We start from the raw sequence: 14,708 nt of genomic DNA on the forward strand, positions 1-14,708 counted from the left end.
CCTTCGGTCGGATGGTTGACGACCGGAAAGAAGCCGGTCGCCTCCAGATGATCGTCGTGCAGGATCGAGGCGAGATCGTGCATCGGCATCACGGGCACGTCGGCCTTGGTGAGCAGCTCGATCCATTCGGCGGTGGTGCGCGTCTCGAAAATGCGCGCAAGCTCGGCATAGACGACGTCGATATTGGCGGCGCGGCCGGCGAAGGTCGCGAATTTGGGATCGGCGCGCAGGTCGTCGCGTCCCGTCGCCTTGAAAAAGTTCTCCCACTGCTTGTCGTTGTAGACGATGACGCTGAGATAGCCGTCCGAGGTCTTGTAAGGCCTGCGGTCGCGCGAGAGATGGCGAGCATAGCCGCCCTTGTCGAGCGGCGGCTCGAAGGTCAGCCCGCCCATGTGGTCGCCCATGACGAAGCCGGCCATGGTCTCGAACATCGGAATATCGACGCGCTGACCGCGCCCGGTGCGGTCGCGATGCACGAGGCTGGCGCAGATCGCGCCGACGGCGGTCAAGCCGACAATGCGATCGACCAGCGCGTTCGGCACGTAGCGCGGCACGCCGTCACCGGTCTGCGCCATCAGCGCAGGCAGCGCGGTCGCGCCCTGGATCAAATCGTCATAGGCGGGCTTGGCGGCATAGGGCCCGTCCTGGCCGAAGCCGAACACGCCTGCATAGACGAGACGCGGGTTGATTGCGGAGACGACGTCATAGCCGAGCTGAAGCCGCGCCATCGCCTGCGGCCGGACGTTGTAGACGAGCACGTCGGCATCCTTCAGCAGCCGCAGCACGGCCTCGCGCCCCGCCGGCTTCTTCAAATCGAGGCAGATCGAGCGCTTGCTGCGGTTGGTGTTGAGGAACACCGGACCCATGCCCGCATGCCGCATCGGGCCGATCAGGCGGGTGACATCGCCATCGAGCGATTCCACCTTGACGACTTCGGCACCGTAATCGCCGAGCATCTGGGTCGCATAGGGACCCATCAGCACGGTGGTCATGTCGACGACCTTGATGCCCTTCAGCGGCCCCATCCGTTCGCTCCCGATTGCGCGGGCTCGAGATGCGGCTCCGCGATTTCGGTCCAGCTAAGGGCAGCGACGCCGGACGCGCAAGGGCGGCCGGCGTATGGCCGCATGCGCGGGGCCGATACGGCCGCTATTTCTTCTGACGGGATTCGCGGATCTTCATGAGACGGTCGAGTTCGTCGTTCTGCTGGTTGATGCGATCGGCGATGCGCGACTCGTTCTGCTCGCCGGAGGCGGCAGCAGCCTGCTCGATCAGCTGGCGGATGTTGTCCTCAAGGATCGCGATGCGGTCGTTGAGGGCCTCCAGCGACAGTGAATCTTCGTAGTCAGTGCTCATGATGCATTCCCTGCAAATCAATCAGGAGCATTAAGGCGGGCCGGAACCGGCCCACCATGATCTAGCGCAAGAAACGTAGGGTGGATTAGCCGCAGGCGTAATCCACCAAGTTGGTTAGGCGAACGCGGAAGCGTGATGGGTTACGCTCCGCTAACCCACCCTACAGGACCTACTTCAGCGGCTCCAGCACGGAGACGTAGTTGGCGACCGCCGCGCCGCCCATGTTGAAGATGCCGCCGAGTTTTGCGTTCTTGAGCTGCATACCCTCGGGCGCCTGCCCCGCAAGCTGCATCGCGGTCATCACATGCATGGAGACGCCGGTGGCGCCGATCGGATGGCCCTTGGCCTTCAACCCGCCGGACGGATTGACCGGCAGCTTGCCGTCCTTGAGGGTCCAGCCTTCCTTGATGGCGCGGGCGCCCTGCCCCTTCGGCGTCAGGCCCATGGCTTCGTACTCGATCAGCTCGGCGACGGTGAAGCAGTCGTGGGTCTCGACGAAGGAGAGATCGTTGAGCGTCACCCCTGCCTTTTCCAGCGCGCGCTGCCAGGCAACCGTGCAGCCCTCGAACTGGAGGATGTCGCGCTTGCTCATCGGCAGGAAGTCCTGGGCGTGCGCGGTGGCGCGGAAGCCGATCGACTTAGCCATGCCCTTGGCAGTCTCGGCATCGGCGAGCACCAGGGCGGCGGCGCCGTCGGAGACCAGCGAGCAATCGGTGCGCTTCAGGGGGCCGGCAACATAAGGGTTCTTCTCGCTCTCGGCGCGGCAGAAGTCGAAGCCAAAATCCTTGCGCATCTGCGCGAAGGGATTGGCGACGCCGTTCTTGTGGTTCTTGGCCGCGATCAGCGCCAGCGCATCGGACTGGTCGCCGTATTTCTGGAAATAGGAGCTGGCGATCTTGCCGAACACGCCGGCGAAGCCGCCGACGGTGTCGCCGTCCTCGGGCAAATAGGACGCCTTGAGCAGGTTCTTGCCGATCTCAGGTCCCGGGGTGCGGGTCATCTGCTCGACGCCGACTACCAGCACGATCTTGGCAGCGCCTGCGGCAATCGCGCGCAGGCCCTGGTGCACGGCCGCCGAGCCGGTCGCACAGGCGTTCTCGACCCGGGTGGCCGGCTTGAAGCGCAGCTTCGGGTCGGCCTGGAGCACCAGGGAAGCGGTAAAATCCTGTGCCGAGAAGCCGGCGTTGAAATGACCGAGCACGATCTCGTCGACGTCGGAGGCCGAAATGCCGGCATCGGCCATCGCCTCGTTGGCGACTCGGGTGACGAGGCTTTCGACGGTTTCAGTGTCGAACTTGCCGAACGGCGTGTGCGCCCATCCGACGATGCTGGCGGTCATGGTCTTTTCTCCCTGGAGTCTCTTACCTGAGCTAAGTCTTAGCCCAGGGATGGCAAGACTTCACGCGGGTTTAAGAGCCTGGAGGGTGCGCTGGCAGATGGCAGTTATGCCGGCCCAGTTCCCGGCCCGGATCTCCGCCGTCGGGCACAGCCAGGAGCCGCCAACCGCGACCACATTGGGCTCGGCGAGCCACGTTGCCGCATTGGCTTCGCCGACCCCGCCGGTCGGGCAGAATCGCACGTTCGGAAACGGACCGCCAAGCGAGCGCAGCCCCTTGATGCCGCCGGCCTGCTCGGCCGGGAAGAACTTTGCGACATCGAAGCCGTAGGACAGCGCCATCATCAGCTCGGAGGCGGTGGCAATGCCCGGCGCAAACGGCAGGGAGCTGTCGGTGGCGGCCTTGAGGAGATCGGGGGTCAGGCCTGGGCTGATGCCGAAGGCAACGCCGAGCTTCTCGACCCGGGTGAAGTCGGCCGGATTGAGAATGGTGCCGATGCCGACGACCGCGTCGGGCACTTCGGACATGATCGCTCGGGCCGCCTCGATCGCAATGGGGGTGCGCAGGGTCACCTCCAGCGTGCGCACACCGCCCGCCACCAAGGCTTGCGCCAGCGGCACGGCATCCTGGATGCGCTCGATGGTGAGGACGGGGATGACGGTCGCGGCCTTGAACAGCGCGACGAGGTGGTTCTGTTGGGCAGCAGTGGTCATCTTGGCTTTCGTTTCACTTGGTGGCCTGACGCGTGGTTGCCGGCCGGTGCCGCTTCTTCGGCGGCATGGCATAGCCCGGAATGATGGCGCCGGGATAGCAGATCACGAGGCTGGCGAGGCGGTGCCCCGCCTGAGCGGCCTCGCCCGGATCGGAACCCGTGAGGCGGGCTGCGATATAGGCCGCCGCAAAACTGTCACCAGCCGCCGTGGTGTCAACGACCGGTTTGCTCATGGGTTCGGCCCGGGCCTCGCCGGTCCCGCCGGGAAAGCGGAGCAGGCTGACGGGCTCGGCGAGCCGGAACACCAGTTCGGGCGTCGGAATGCGCGCCATCAATTGCTCACGGCTTTCGCCGGGATAGAGCGCGAGCAGATCTTCGGTCGAGGTCAGCACGATGTCGGCGGCCGCAAAGGCCACGGCGAACACCTCGCGCGCGACATCGCGATCAGGCCAGCCGCGCGCGCGAAAATTGGTGTCGAATACGAAGCGAGTGCCGAGCAGGCGCGCGCGCTTGATCGCCGCGAACAGGCGTTCGCGGCCGGGCGCATCGTAGATCGAGAGCGTGATCGCGGAGAGATAGACGATGTCGTAGCTCATCAGCGAGTTGAGCAGCTCGTCCGTCTCCGGCAGGCTCATCAGCTGCCGTGCCGCCGCACTGTCCCGCCAGTGGAAGAACTGGCGTTCACCCTTTCCGTCCGTCTGGATCATGTAGAGGCCTGGCAGCTTGCCGGGCAGCCGCACCACGCGCCGCGTGCCGACCCCCTCGGCATTCCAGGCCGCGATCATCTCCTCGCTCAGGGCGTCATCGCCGAGCGCGGTGAGATAGTCGACCTTGACCTCGAGCCGCGCCAGGTAAACCGCCGTGTTGAGGGTGTCCCCGCCAAAGCCGCGCGAGTACAGGCCACCGCCCTGCCCGGCCTGCCCACCTTGAGCCTGCCGAAGCTCGACCATGCACTCGCCGATGCAAGCCACGCTCGCCATCGTCATATCCACGCTGTTCATCCGACAACTCAGGCGACGAAATTGCCGCCGAGTTCGTCTTCGATGTGAATGCGGATGATATCGTCGAAATTCTTCTCGGCGGTGGTGAAGCCGAGCTCGAGGGCTCGCTTGGGGTTGAAGTTGCGCGGCCAGCCGCCGACGATTCCGACGATGAAGGGATCTGGCTCCCGCTTGATGCGGGCTGCGACCTTCTCGCCGGCAACACGCTTCAGGGCCGCGATCTGCTCGCCGACCGTCGCGGACAGGCCGGGCATCGTCAGGTTACGGCGCGGACCGACGGTCGCGAGGTCCATGGTGCCGGCGTGCAGCAGGAAGCCGACGGCCGAGCGCGGCGTCGCGTGCCAGTGGCGGACGTCCTCGGACACCGGGAGGATCGCCTCCTTGCCGGCCAGCGGCTCGCGGAGGATGTTGGAGAAGAAGCCCGATGCCGCCTTGTTGGGCAGGCCGGGCCGGATGCAGATCGTCGGCAGGCGGATGCCGATGCCATCGAGAAAGCCGCGACGGGAATAATCGGCCAGCAGCAGTTCGCCGATCGCCTTCTGGGTGCCGTAGCTCAAGAGCGGGGTGTGGAAGAACTCGTCGCCGATCGCGTCCGGGAACGGGGCGCCAAACACCGCGATCGAGGATGTGAACACCACGCGCGGCTTGTAGCCGCCGCCGACGAGGCGGATGCCATCCAGCAGCATCCGCGTGCCATCGAGGTTGATGCGGTAGCCCTTGTCGAAATCGAGTTCGGCTTCGCCCGAGACGATCGCAGCGAGATGGAAGATCACGTCGGGACGACCTGCAATCAGCTTCTCGGCCGCACCCGGCACGGCGAAATCGCCCGAGACGGTTTCGACGGCAAAACCGGCCTTTTCCGGCTTCTTGGGCTCGACCACGTCATGCATGGTCAACTTGGTGATGTCGCTCATGCCGAGCCGGCCGTCGCGCAACAGCCGTTCACACAATTTGCGACCAACCATGCCGGCCGCGCCCAGAACCAGAATGTGCAAGAGCCTACTCCTTCTTATTGGCCGGAACGCGCCGCTCTTGAAACGTATTGGCGCGTTCTCAGGCAGGCCCCGCTGGTCACTCCTTCACGGCGCCGGTCATCGCCGACACATAGTACTCTACGAAGAAGGAATAAAGGATAACTACGGGGACCGAGCCAGTCAGGGCCGCCGCCATCAGCGCGCCCCAATGATAGACGTCGCCGTTAACGAGCTCGGTGATGGCGCCGACCGGAATGGTCTTGTTCTCCGAGGATGAGATGAAGGTCAGCGCGTAGATAAACTCGTTCCAGGACAGGGTGAAGGCGAAGATGCCGGCCGAGATCACTCCCGGCAGGGACAGCGGCAGCGTGATCTTGACCAGGATCTGCAGCCGCGTCGCCCCGTCGATCAGCGCGCATTCCTCCAGCTCATAGGGAATGGTGCGGAAATAGCCCATCAGCAGCCAGGTGCAGAACGGGATCAGGAAGGTCGGATAGGTCAGGATCAGCGCGAGATTGCCGTCGAACAGGCCCAGCTGGAACACGATCGCCGCCAGCGGAATGAACAGGATCGAGGGCGGGACCAGATAGCCGAGGAAGATCGCAAGGCCGACATAGCGCGAGCCCTTGTAGCGCAGACGCTCGATCGCGTAGGCCGCGCAGACACTGGCGAACAGCGAGATGAAGGTCGAGGACACCGAGACGATGACGGTGTTCCACATCCACTGCGGATAGTCGGTCTCGAGGAACAGTTTGTGGATATGCTCGAGCGTCGGATGCGCGATCAGGAACGGATTGTACTTCTCGTAGTCGTACATCTCCGCATCGGGTTTGAACGTCGTCACCGCCATCCAGTAGAACGGAAACAGCAGGAAGAAGATGATCAGGCCGAGCGGGAGGTAGACCCGGAGAAACTTCCGCGGGAAGCTTTCCAGATAGTCCATTCCGACGCTTTGGTCGTCCACGGTGGTCATGGGTCAGTCCCTCCCGCCCTGCTGCCAGCGAGAGCGCTGAAGCCCGAAGAAGCTGAGCAGGATCGCGGCGACCAGGAACGGGATCATCGCATTCGAGATCGCCGCGCCCTCGCCCAGATTGCCGCCGGTGATGGCGCGCTGGAACGACAGCGTCGCCATCAGGTGCGTGGCGTTGATCGGCCCGCCGCGCGTGATGGTGTAGATCAGCTGGAAGTCGGTGAACGTCATCAGCACCGAGAACGTCATCACGACCGCGATGATCGGCGACAGCATCGGCAGCGTGATGTGGCGGAAGCGCTGCATGTTGGTGGCGCCGTCGAGGTTTGCGGCCTCGTAGAGCGACGGCGAGATGGTCTGCAATCCCGCCAGCAGCGTGATGGCGACAAATGGCACGCCGCGCCAGATGTTGGCGAGCACGACCGACCAGCGCGCATTCCAGGGATCGCCGAGGAAATCGATGTAGTGATTCAAGAGGCCCGCTTTGATCAGCACCCAGGAGATGATCGAGAACTGGCTGTCATAGATCCACCAGAAGGCGATCGCCGACAGCACGGTCGGCACCACGAACGGCAACAGCACGATGGCGCGCATCATCGACTTGAAGGGCAGCCGCTCGTTGAGCAGCAGGGCCAGGTAGAGTCCGATCGCGAACTTCACGATGCTGGCGAATACCGTATAGAAGATGGTGTTGAACACCGACAGCCAGAACACCGAGTCCTTGGACAGCGAGACGAAGTTCTGGAAGCCGATGAAGCGGCCGACGCCGCCGATCTTGGTGTCGGTCATGCCGAGCCAGAAGCCGAGCGCCAGCGGGTAGGCCAGGAACAGGATCAGGATGGCGATCGCCGGCACCATGAACATGGCGCCGAGAAAATTCCGGCTTTCGAATGCCCTCCTCCAAAGGCTGCTGCGCTTGACCTGCGCCGCGACGGGCTCGGCAATGACGGCCATGTCGGACTCCCTCACAGAACGACGACGGCGGCGCCCAGCGAACTGGACGCCGCCGCGCTAGCGGATCAGACTTGGTAGTAGCGCTTGGCGCGCTCGGCGGCGCGTTTGGCGGCTTCCTGCGGCGTGGCCGAGCCGGAGGCGGCTTCGGCGAACATGTCGACCACGACGAAGTCGCCCATGACCGCGGCCGAGGCGTAGCCGAGATCGCCGGCATAGCCGTTGTCCAGGCAGCGCTTGAGGCAGTCGCGGTACGGCGTGATCTTGGGATCGGAGGTCCAGACCGGGTTGTCGTTGTAGGCCGGCAGCGGCGGCGAGACGTAGCCGTTGGAGGCGACCTCCCAGGCGTCGTAGTTCTCCTTGTCCATCATGAACTTGATGTATTCCTTGACCGCCTTCGGATACTTCGAGTGCTTGTAGCCGTAGTAGACCAGGATGTTCTGCTGTTCGGTCGGCTTGCCCACGGGGCCGATCGGCATCGGCGCGTGGTCCATGTCCTTGGCGATCTCCTGTTGCTTGGGATCAGGGGAGTTCTTGCCGACAGTCCAGATCGAGATGCCGTTCAGGGTGAGACTGAGCTCGCCATTGAGGAAGGCCTTGTTGTTGTTCGAGTCGTTCCAGGACAGCACGCCCGGAATGAACGTCGCATAGAGCTGCTTGACGTATTCGAGCGCAGCGATCGTCTCCGGAGAATCGAGCACGACCTCGTTCTTCTCGTTGACGACCTTGCCGCCGAACGCCCACAGCGCCCATTGGCACCAGCCGTTGGCGTCACCCGTGGCATGACCGAGCGCGAAGCCGGCCGGGGTGTTGTTCTTCTTCAGCGCCTGGCAGAGCTTGAGGAAGCCATCGGTGTCCTTCGGGAACTGCTCGAAGCCCGCGGCTTTCACGTGGCTGATGCGATAGTTCAGGCAGCCACCGGTCGCGCCTTGCGGAATCGCGATCCAGCCATTGCCCTTCTTGCCATACTTCTCCGCCACCGGATACCAGCCGCCATACTGGGCTCCGAGATATTGGGCGACATCGGTGACGTCGATCAGCTTCTCCGGGAATTTGTGGGGATCATCGAGCGTGCCGATGATGAGGTCGGGACCGGCGCCGACATTGGCGGCAACGGCCGCCTTCGGACGGATGTCCTCCCAGCTCTCGGCTTCCAGCTTCACCTTGACGCCGGTCTTCTCGGAGAACTTCTTGGTCTGCTCGGCGAATTTGTCGAACTCGGCCTGGATGAACTGCTTCCAGCGCAGCACGCGGATGGAGGCATTCGGCTCCGGCGTGTTGGTCCACTCCGCAGCTCGGACCGGGACGATGCCCGGGCCGGCCAGCAAGGCTGCGCCGCCCAGGCCGGCTTTAAGCACACTGCGCCTGTCGAAATCGCTCATCGTTCTCTCCCTGAATTTTATTTGTATTTGGCAGTCTAAAGTTAAGTCACGCAGCTACATGCGCTTACCCGTCGCCTCGTCAAACAGATGAACCACCGACGGGTCCGGCTTCAGCCGCACCTTGTCGCCCGGGTTGAACTGGTGACGCTCGCGGAACACCGCCACGACCTGCTCACCGCCCACCTTGGCGAACACCTGCGTCTCCGAACCGGTCGGCTCGACCACGACGATCTCGGCCTCGGCGCCGTCATCGGCGATGGTGAAATGCTCGGGCCGCACACCGTAGACCGCGGGACGGCCGTCGGAGTTCGCCGGCGCCGATTTGAGCGGCAGCTTGACGCCGTTCGGACCTTCGAAGGTGGCAACGCCGTTCACGCGTACATGGCCCTTGAGGAAATTCATGGCGGGCGAGCCGATGAAGCCGGCAACGAACTGGTTGTCCGGCTTGTCGTACAGCTCGAGCGGCGTGCCCATCTGCTCGACAATGCCGTCATGCATCACGACGATCTTGTCGGCCATGGTCATGGCCTCGATCTGGTCATGCGTGACGTAGACGGTCGTGGTCTTGAGCCGCTGGTGCAGCTCCTTGATCTCGGTGCGCATGGCGACGCGCAGCTTGGCGTCGAGGTTCGACAAGGGCTCGTCGAACAGGAACACCTGGGGATCGCGCACGATGGCGCGGCCCATGGCGACGCGCTGGCGCTGGCCGCCGGAGAGCTGGCGCGGATAGCGATCGAGCAGCGGCGACAGCGCGAGGATCTCGGCGGCGCGCTTGACGCGCTTGTTGATCTCGTCGGAGCCGGCATTCCGCAGCTTCAGCGAGAAGCCCATGTTCTCGGCGACCGTCATGTGCGGGTAAAGCGCGTAGTTCTGGAACACCATCGCAATGTCCCGCTCCTTCGGCTGGACATTGTTGACGACGCGATCGCCGATCGAGATCGTGCCGGAGGTGATGTTCTCGAGGCCCGCGAGCATGCGCAGAAGCGTCGACTTGCCGCAGCCGGAGGGGCCAACCAGGACGACGAACTGGCCGTCCTCGATCGGGATCGACACGCCGTGCAGGACTTCAAAATTGCCGAACGATTTCCGCACGTCGCGGATTTGCACAGACGACATCTAGCTCCCTCCTCCGACTTAGACAGCGCAACTGTCGCGCCGCCACCGTCTTGTTTTTCTGAACTTCGCCGACCCGAAGCCTCTGTTAACAGGCGACATTGTCGGCAGTTTGTGCGGGTTTGGCAATTTGTCTTTGGTTAGTCGTTGCTGGTAGCGCTGTCAACGTTCCTTTGTTTGCGAGAGTGACTGTGTTAAGAGCAACAAATGGGACGAAAGCGCACCAAGTCTGGCAAGATTCGGCTGGCGGAAGTCGCCGAGCTCGCCGGCGTCAGCCCGATCACGGCGTCGCGCTTCTTCCGCAATCCCGAAGCACTGTCGGTTGCCAAGCGGACGCGGGTCGAAAGCGCGGCCCGGGAGCTCGGCTATGTGCCTAACCTTGCGGCCCGCGCGCTGGCCTCGCAGCGCACCGAGGTCATCGGTGTCCTGATTCCGTCACTGACCAACAACGTATTCTCCGACGTGCTGCGCGGCATCTATGACGCCTCCGAAGGCAGCCGCTACTCGATCCAGCTGTCCAATACGCGCTACTCCATCCTCCAGGAGGAGAAATTGCTGCGTTTGTTTCTGGCGCAGAAGCCGGCGGGACTGATCGTCACGGGGATCGACCAGACCGCAGAATCGCGCGCGATGCTGGAGGCCGCCGACTGCCCGATCGTCCAGATCATGGAGATCGGGCCCGACCCGGTCGACATGATGATCGGCTTTTCCCACTATGATGCGGCCCGCGCAGCGATTGCGCATCTGTTTGACCAGGGGCATCGCAAGATCGGCTTCGTCGGCGCGCGCATGGATCCGCGGGTGCAGCGCCGGCTCGACGGCTATGTCGCTGCCATGAAGGACGCCGGGCTCTACGATCCAAGATTGATCGTGACCACGGCGACGCCGACCTCGGTGACGCTCGGCGGCGCGCTGTTCGCCGATCTGATCGCACGCGAAAGCGATATCGACGCGGTGTTTTGCGCCAATGACGACCTCGCGCTCGGCGTTCTCTTCGAGTGCCGGCGCCGGGACATCGCCGTCCCCGAGCAGATCGCGATCGTCGGTTTCAACGACCTCGAATTCATGGCCTCCGCGGTGCCGACGCTGACGAGCGTACGGACCAACCGCTATGAGATGGGCAGCACGGCTGCCACGATGCTGATCGAGGCGATCGAAGGCAAGCGCCCGGAACAGCCCGTGCTCGATCTCGGCTTTACGGTGATGGAGCGGCAGAGTTCGCATGCGCCGCGGCCCCCGACCGGCCCGCGGACCGGCGACTGGGCGTCGATCGTACAAAATGATAGCGTTACCAACGACCCATGAGTAGTATCGCAATTGTGAGGAAACGTTCGCCAGCAGGCGGGCCGTTGTTACCTGCTCGCGCCGCCGGGCAGCGCACCGATCGACTTTCCCGACGTCGGCCCGTGCGTTTGCATTGAAGGAGAAACCAATGACAAAAACACCAACCAACGGGCATGCGCCCGCCGGCAACGGCACCCGCCGCCACCTTCGCTCGCAGGAATGGTTCAACAACCCGCATAATCCGGGCATGACCGCGCTCTATATGGAGCGCTATCTCAACTTCGGCCTCACCCGCGCCGAACTGCAATCCGGCAAGCCGATCATCGGCATCGCCCAGACCGGCAACGACCTGTCCCCCTGCAACCGCCATCATCTCGAGCTGGCCCACCGCGTTCGCGAGGGCATCCGCGAGGCGGGCGGCATTGCCATGGAATTCCCGACTCACCCCATTCAGGAAACCGGCAAGCGCCCGACCGCGGCGCTGGACCGCAACCTCGCTTATCTCGGCCTCGTCGAAGTGCTCTACGGCTACCCGCTCGACGGCGTGGTGCTGACCACCGGCTGCGACAAGACCACGCCGGCCTGCATGATGGCGGCCGCGACCGTCAATCTGCCCGCGATCGTGCTGTCAGGCGGCCCAATGCTCAACGGCTGGCACAACGGCGAGCGCACGGGCTCCGGCACCATCGTGTGGAAATCGCGCGAGCGGCTCGCCGCCGGTGAGATCGACTATGAAGAGTTCATGGAGATCGTGGCCTCCTCGGCGCCCTCGGTCGGCCATTGCAACACCATGGGTACCGCCTCGACCATGAACGGGCTTGCCGAAGCCCTCGGTTTCTCGCTGCCGGGGTGCGCGGCCATTCCCGCCCCCTACCGCGAACGTGGCCAGATCGCCTACGAGACGGGAAAACGCATCGTCGACATGGTCTGGGAAGACCTCAAGCCGTCGGACATCCTGACCCGCAAGGCGTTCGAAAACTGCATCGTCATCAACTCGGCGATCGGCGGCTCGACCAACGCGCCGATCCACATCAACGCCCTCGCCCGCCATATCGGCGTGGAGCTGTCGATCGAGGATTGGCAAAAGTTCGGCCACGACGTGCCGCTCCTGGTCAACATGCAGCCGGCCGGCTTCTATCTCGGCGAGGAATTCCACCGCGCCGGCGGCGTGCCCGCCGTGGTGCGCGAGCTGATGAAGCACAAGCGCATCCATGAGGACGCGATCACGGTGAACGGCAAGGGCATCGGCGAGAACTGCAAGAATGCGCCTTCGCCCGACAACGACGTGATCTGGGCTTACGACAAGCCGCTGGTGAAGGATGCAGGCTTCCTGGTGCTGAGGGGCAATCTGTTCGAGTCCGCGATCATGAAGACCAGCGTGATCTCCAAGGAATTCCGCGACCGCTATCTGAACAATCCGAAGGACCTGAATGCCTTCGAGGGCCGTGCCATCGTATTCGAGGGTCCGGAGGACTATCACGCGCGGATCGACGATGCCTCGCTCGACATCGACGAGAATTGCGTGCTGTTCATCCGCGGCACCGGGCCGATCGGCTATCCCGGCGGCGCCGAGGTCGTGAACATGCAGCCGCCCGCCGCCCTGATCAAGCGCGGCATCCTGTCCCTGCCGTGCATCGGCGACGGCCGTCAGTCCGGCACCTCGGGCTCGCCGTCGATCCTGAACGCCTCGCCGGAAGCTGCCGCCAATGGTGGGCTCGCGGTCCTCAAGACCGGCGACAAGGTGCGCATCGACCTCAACAAGGGCAGCGCCAACATTCTGATCTCGGACGAGGAGCTGAAGAAGCGCCACGCCGAACTCAAGGCCGCCGGCGGCTTCAAGCATCCGCCGAACCAGACGCCTTGGCAGGAGATCTATCGCAACACCGTCGGCCAGCAGTCGACGGGCGGGTGCATAGAGCTTGCCACACGCTACCAGAACGTCGCTTCCGCGTTCGGCGTGCCGCGGGACAATCACTAGCACCGTCATTCCGGGGCGCGACGCAGTCGCGAGCCCGGAATCCATCAGGCCACCGACATCGCAGCACAATGGATTCCGGGCTCGCGCCAAGAGGCGCGCCCCGGAATGACCAATTCAAAAGGAGAACAAGAAAATGGCAGACCGCCTCAAGGGCAAGCGCGCCGTCATCACGGCTGCAGCGGCAGGCATCGGGCGCGCCTGCGCCCTCGCATTTGCGCGCGAAGGCGCGACCGTCATCGCGACCGACATCAACGAGACCGGCATCGCCGGGCTGACCAAGGAGGGCATTGCCGAGGTCGCAAAGCTCGACGTTCGCAACACCGCCGACGTCAATGCCTTTGCCAAGCGCATCGGCAAGATCGACATCCTGCTCAACGCGGCCGGCTTCGTGCATCACGGCACCATCCTGGAATGCTCGGAGGAGGATTTTGATTTCTCGTTCGACCTCAACGTGAAGTCGATGCACCGGACCATCAAGGCGTTCCTGCCCGACATGATCGCGGGCGGCGGCGGCAGCATCGTCAACATCTCGTCCTGTGCCGCGCTGCGGCCGCCGGCAAACCGCTACGTCTACAGCTCCTCGAAAGCGGCGGTGTCGCTGCTGAGCCGGGCCGTCGCCCTCGACTTCATCACCAAGGGCATCCGCTGCAACTCGATCTGCCCCGGCACCGTCGAGACGCCCTCGATGCTCGACCGCGCCGCCGCGCAGGGGCCGCAGGGCAAGGAGATGTTCATCTCCCGCCAGAAGATGGGCCGGCTCGGCACCGCGGACGAGATCGCGGCCATGGCGGTCTATCTCGGCAGCGACGAGAGTGCCTTCACCACCGGCGTCGACCTCGTCGTCGACGGCGGCTACATGCTCTGACGCCAAAGGCCACAGCATGAACCAGATCGATCTCAACGGCCGCGTTGCCGTCGTCACCGGCGGAGCGCAGGGCTTTGGCCGCGCCATCGCCGAGCGGTTCGTCGCCTCGGGCGCCAAGGTGGCGATCTGGGATTTCGACGCGGCCCTGGCCGAGAAGACCGCCAAGGAAATGGGCGACAACGCCAAGGTCTTCAAGGTCGACGTCACCGACAGCGCCGGCGTCGAGCAGGCGCGCGATGCGGCCTTGGCCGCGTTCGGCAAGATCGACATCCTCGTCAACAATGCCGGCATCGCCGGCGTCAACAAGCCGGTCTGGGAAACCGATCTCGAGGAATGGCGCAAGGTGCTGCGCATCAACCTGGACGGCCCCTTCATCGTCTGCAAGGCGATCGTGCCTGTGATGCTCAAGCAGAAATACGGGCGCATCGTGAACATCGCCTCCATCGCCGGCAAGGAAGGCAATCCGAACGCCGCGCACTATTCGGCCTCCAAGGCCGGCCTGATCGCGCTGACGAAATCGCTCGGCAAGGAGCTCGCCGCGCACGACATTCTCGTCAATGCGGTGACCCCGGCAGCGGCAAGAACCGCGATCTTCGATCAGATGACACAGCAGCACATCGATTTCATGCTGTCGAAGATTCCCAAGGCGCGGTTCGTGCTGGTGGAAGAGCTCGCCGCGATGGTGGCGTGGCTCGCGTCCCAAGATTGTGCCTTCTCGACGGGCGCCGTGTTTGATATTTCTGGGGGACGGGCGACCTACTGAAGCATGGGCCGCCCCAAGGGGC

Annotated in this window: 14 protein-coding genes; 4 read left to right on the plus strand and 10 right to left on the minus strand. The window is 64.0% G+C overall.

Annotated features, from left to right (window positions below):
* From IF809_RS31600 to IF809_RS31645, 10 genes are all read right to left on the minus strand, one after another.
* On the minus strand, window positions 1-1,025 hold a 1,025-nt coding region (locus IF809_RS31600; protein ID WP_462839485.1), incomplete at its 3' end, for a CaiB/BaiF CoA transferase family protein.
* Window positions 1,026-1,149: 124 nt separating this feature from the next.
* Window positions 1,150-1,356: a hypothetical protein gene (locus tag IF809_RS31605; protein ID WP_128966978.1), complete on the minus strand. Its 207-nt coding sequence runs from the start codon at window positions 1,354-1,356 to the stop codon at window positions 1,150-1,152.
* Between the two features lie 169 nt (window positions 1,357-1,525).
* Window positions 1,526-2,695 (minus strand): acetyl-CoA acetyltransferase, encoded by a 1,170-nt coding sequence (locus IF809_RS31610; RefSeq protein WP_128966979.1) that lies wholly within the window; start codon window positions 2,693-2,695, stop codon window positions 1,526-1,528.
* Window positions 2,696-2,755: 60 nt separating this feature from the next.
* Complete coding sequence (eda, locus tag IF809_RS31615; protein WP_462839486.1) at window positions 2,756-3,406, minus strand: bifunctional 4-hydroxy-2-oxoglutarate aldolase/2-dehydro-3-deoxy-phosphogluconate aldolase; 651 nt, start codon at window positions 3,404-3,406, stop codon at window positions 2,756-2,758.
* A 13-nt stretch (window positions 3,407-3,419) separates the two neighbouring features.
* Window positions 3,420-4,385, minus strand: coding sequence for a sugar kinase (locus IF809_RS31620; protein ID WP_453997696.1), 966 nt, complete (start codon window positions 4,383-4,385; stop codon window positions 3,420-3,422).
* A 29-nt stretch (window positions 4,386-4,414) separates the two neighbouring features.
* Window positions 4,415-5,401, minus strand: coding sequence for a D-erythronate dehydrogenase (gene denD / locus IF809_RS31625; protein ID WP_128966982.1), 987 nt, complete (start codon window positions 5,399-5,401; stop codon window positions 4,415-4,417).
* A 76-nt stretch (window positions 5,402-5,477) separates the two neighbouring features.
* Entirely contained in the window at window positions 5,478-6,353 is an 876-nt protein-coding gene (locus tag IF809_RS31630; RefSeq protein ID WP_128966983.1) for a carbohydrate ABC transporter permease, read from the minus strand.
* Between the two features lie 3 nt (window positions 6,354-6,356).
* A complete protein-coding gene (locus IF809_RS31635) occupies window positions 6,357-7,304 on the minus strand; it encodes a carbohydrate ABC transporter permease (RefSeq protein WP_128966984.1) in 948 nt (315 codons plus the stop codon).
* 65 nt (window positions 7,305-7,369) lie between these two features.
* Window positions 7,370-8,683 (minus strand): ABC transporter substrate-binding protein, encoded by a 1,314-nt coding sequence (locus IF809_RS31640; protein ID WP_128966985.1) that lies wholly within the window; start codon window positions 8,681-8,683, stop codon window positions 7,370-7,372.
* Window positions 8,684-8,737: 54 nt separating this feature from the next.
* Entirely contained in the window at window positions 8,738-9,799 is a 1,062-nt protein-coding gene (locus IF809_RS31645) for an ABC transporter ATP-binding protein (RefSeq protein ID WP_128966986.1), read from the minus strand.
* A gap of 204 nt (window positions 9,800-10,003) precedes the next feature.
* Between IF809_RS31645 and gntR the strand changes: the two genes are divergently transcribed.
* The 4 genes from gntR to IF809_RS31665 all read left to right on the plus strand — a co-directional run bounded on the left by gntR (window position 10,004) and on the right by IF809_RS31665 (window position 14,686).
* Window positions 10,004-11,101 (plus strand): HTH-type transcriptional regulator GntR, encoded by a 1,098-nt coding sequence (gene gntR / locus IF809_RS31650; protein WP_244659296.1) that lies wholly within the window; start codon window positions 10,004-10,006, stop codon window positions 11,099-11,101.
* A gap of 127 nt (window positions 11,102-11,228) precedes the next feature.
* Complete coding sequence (locus tag IF809_RS31655; RefSeq protein ID WP_128966987.1) at window positions 11,229-13,058, plus strand: IlvD/Edd family dehydratase; 1,830 nt, start codon at window positions 11,229-11,231, stop codon at window positions 13,056-13,058.
* 133 nt (window positions 13,059-13,191) lie between these two features.
* Window positions 13,192-13,923, plus strand: a complete 732-nt coding sequence (locus tag IF809_RS31660) for an SDR family oxidoreductase (RefSeq protein WP_128966988.1) — start codon at window positions 13,192-13,194, stop codon at window positions 13,921-13,923.
* Window positions 13,924-13,939: 16 nt separating this feature from the next.
* Entirely contained in the window at window positions 13,940-14,686 is a 747-nt protein-coding gene (locus IF809_RS31665) for an SDR family NAD(P)-dependent oxidoreductase (protein ID WP_462839487.1), read from the plus strand.
* Window positions 14,687-14,708 lie beyond the last annotated feature (22 nt).

Source organism: Bradyrhizobium sp. UFLA06-24 (assembly GCF_054967145.1).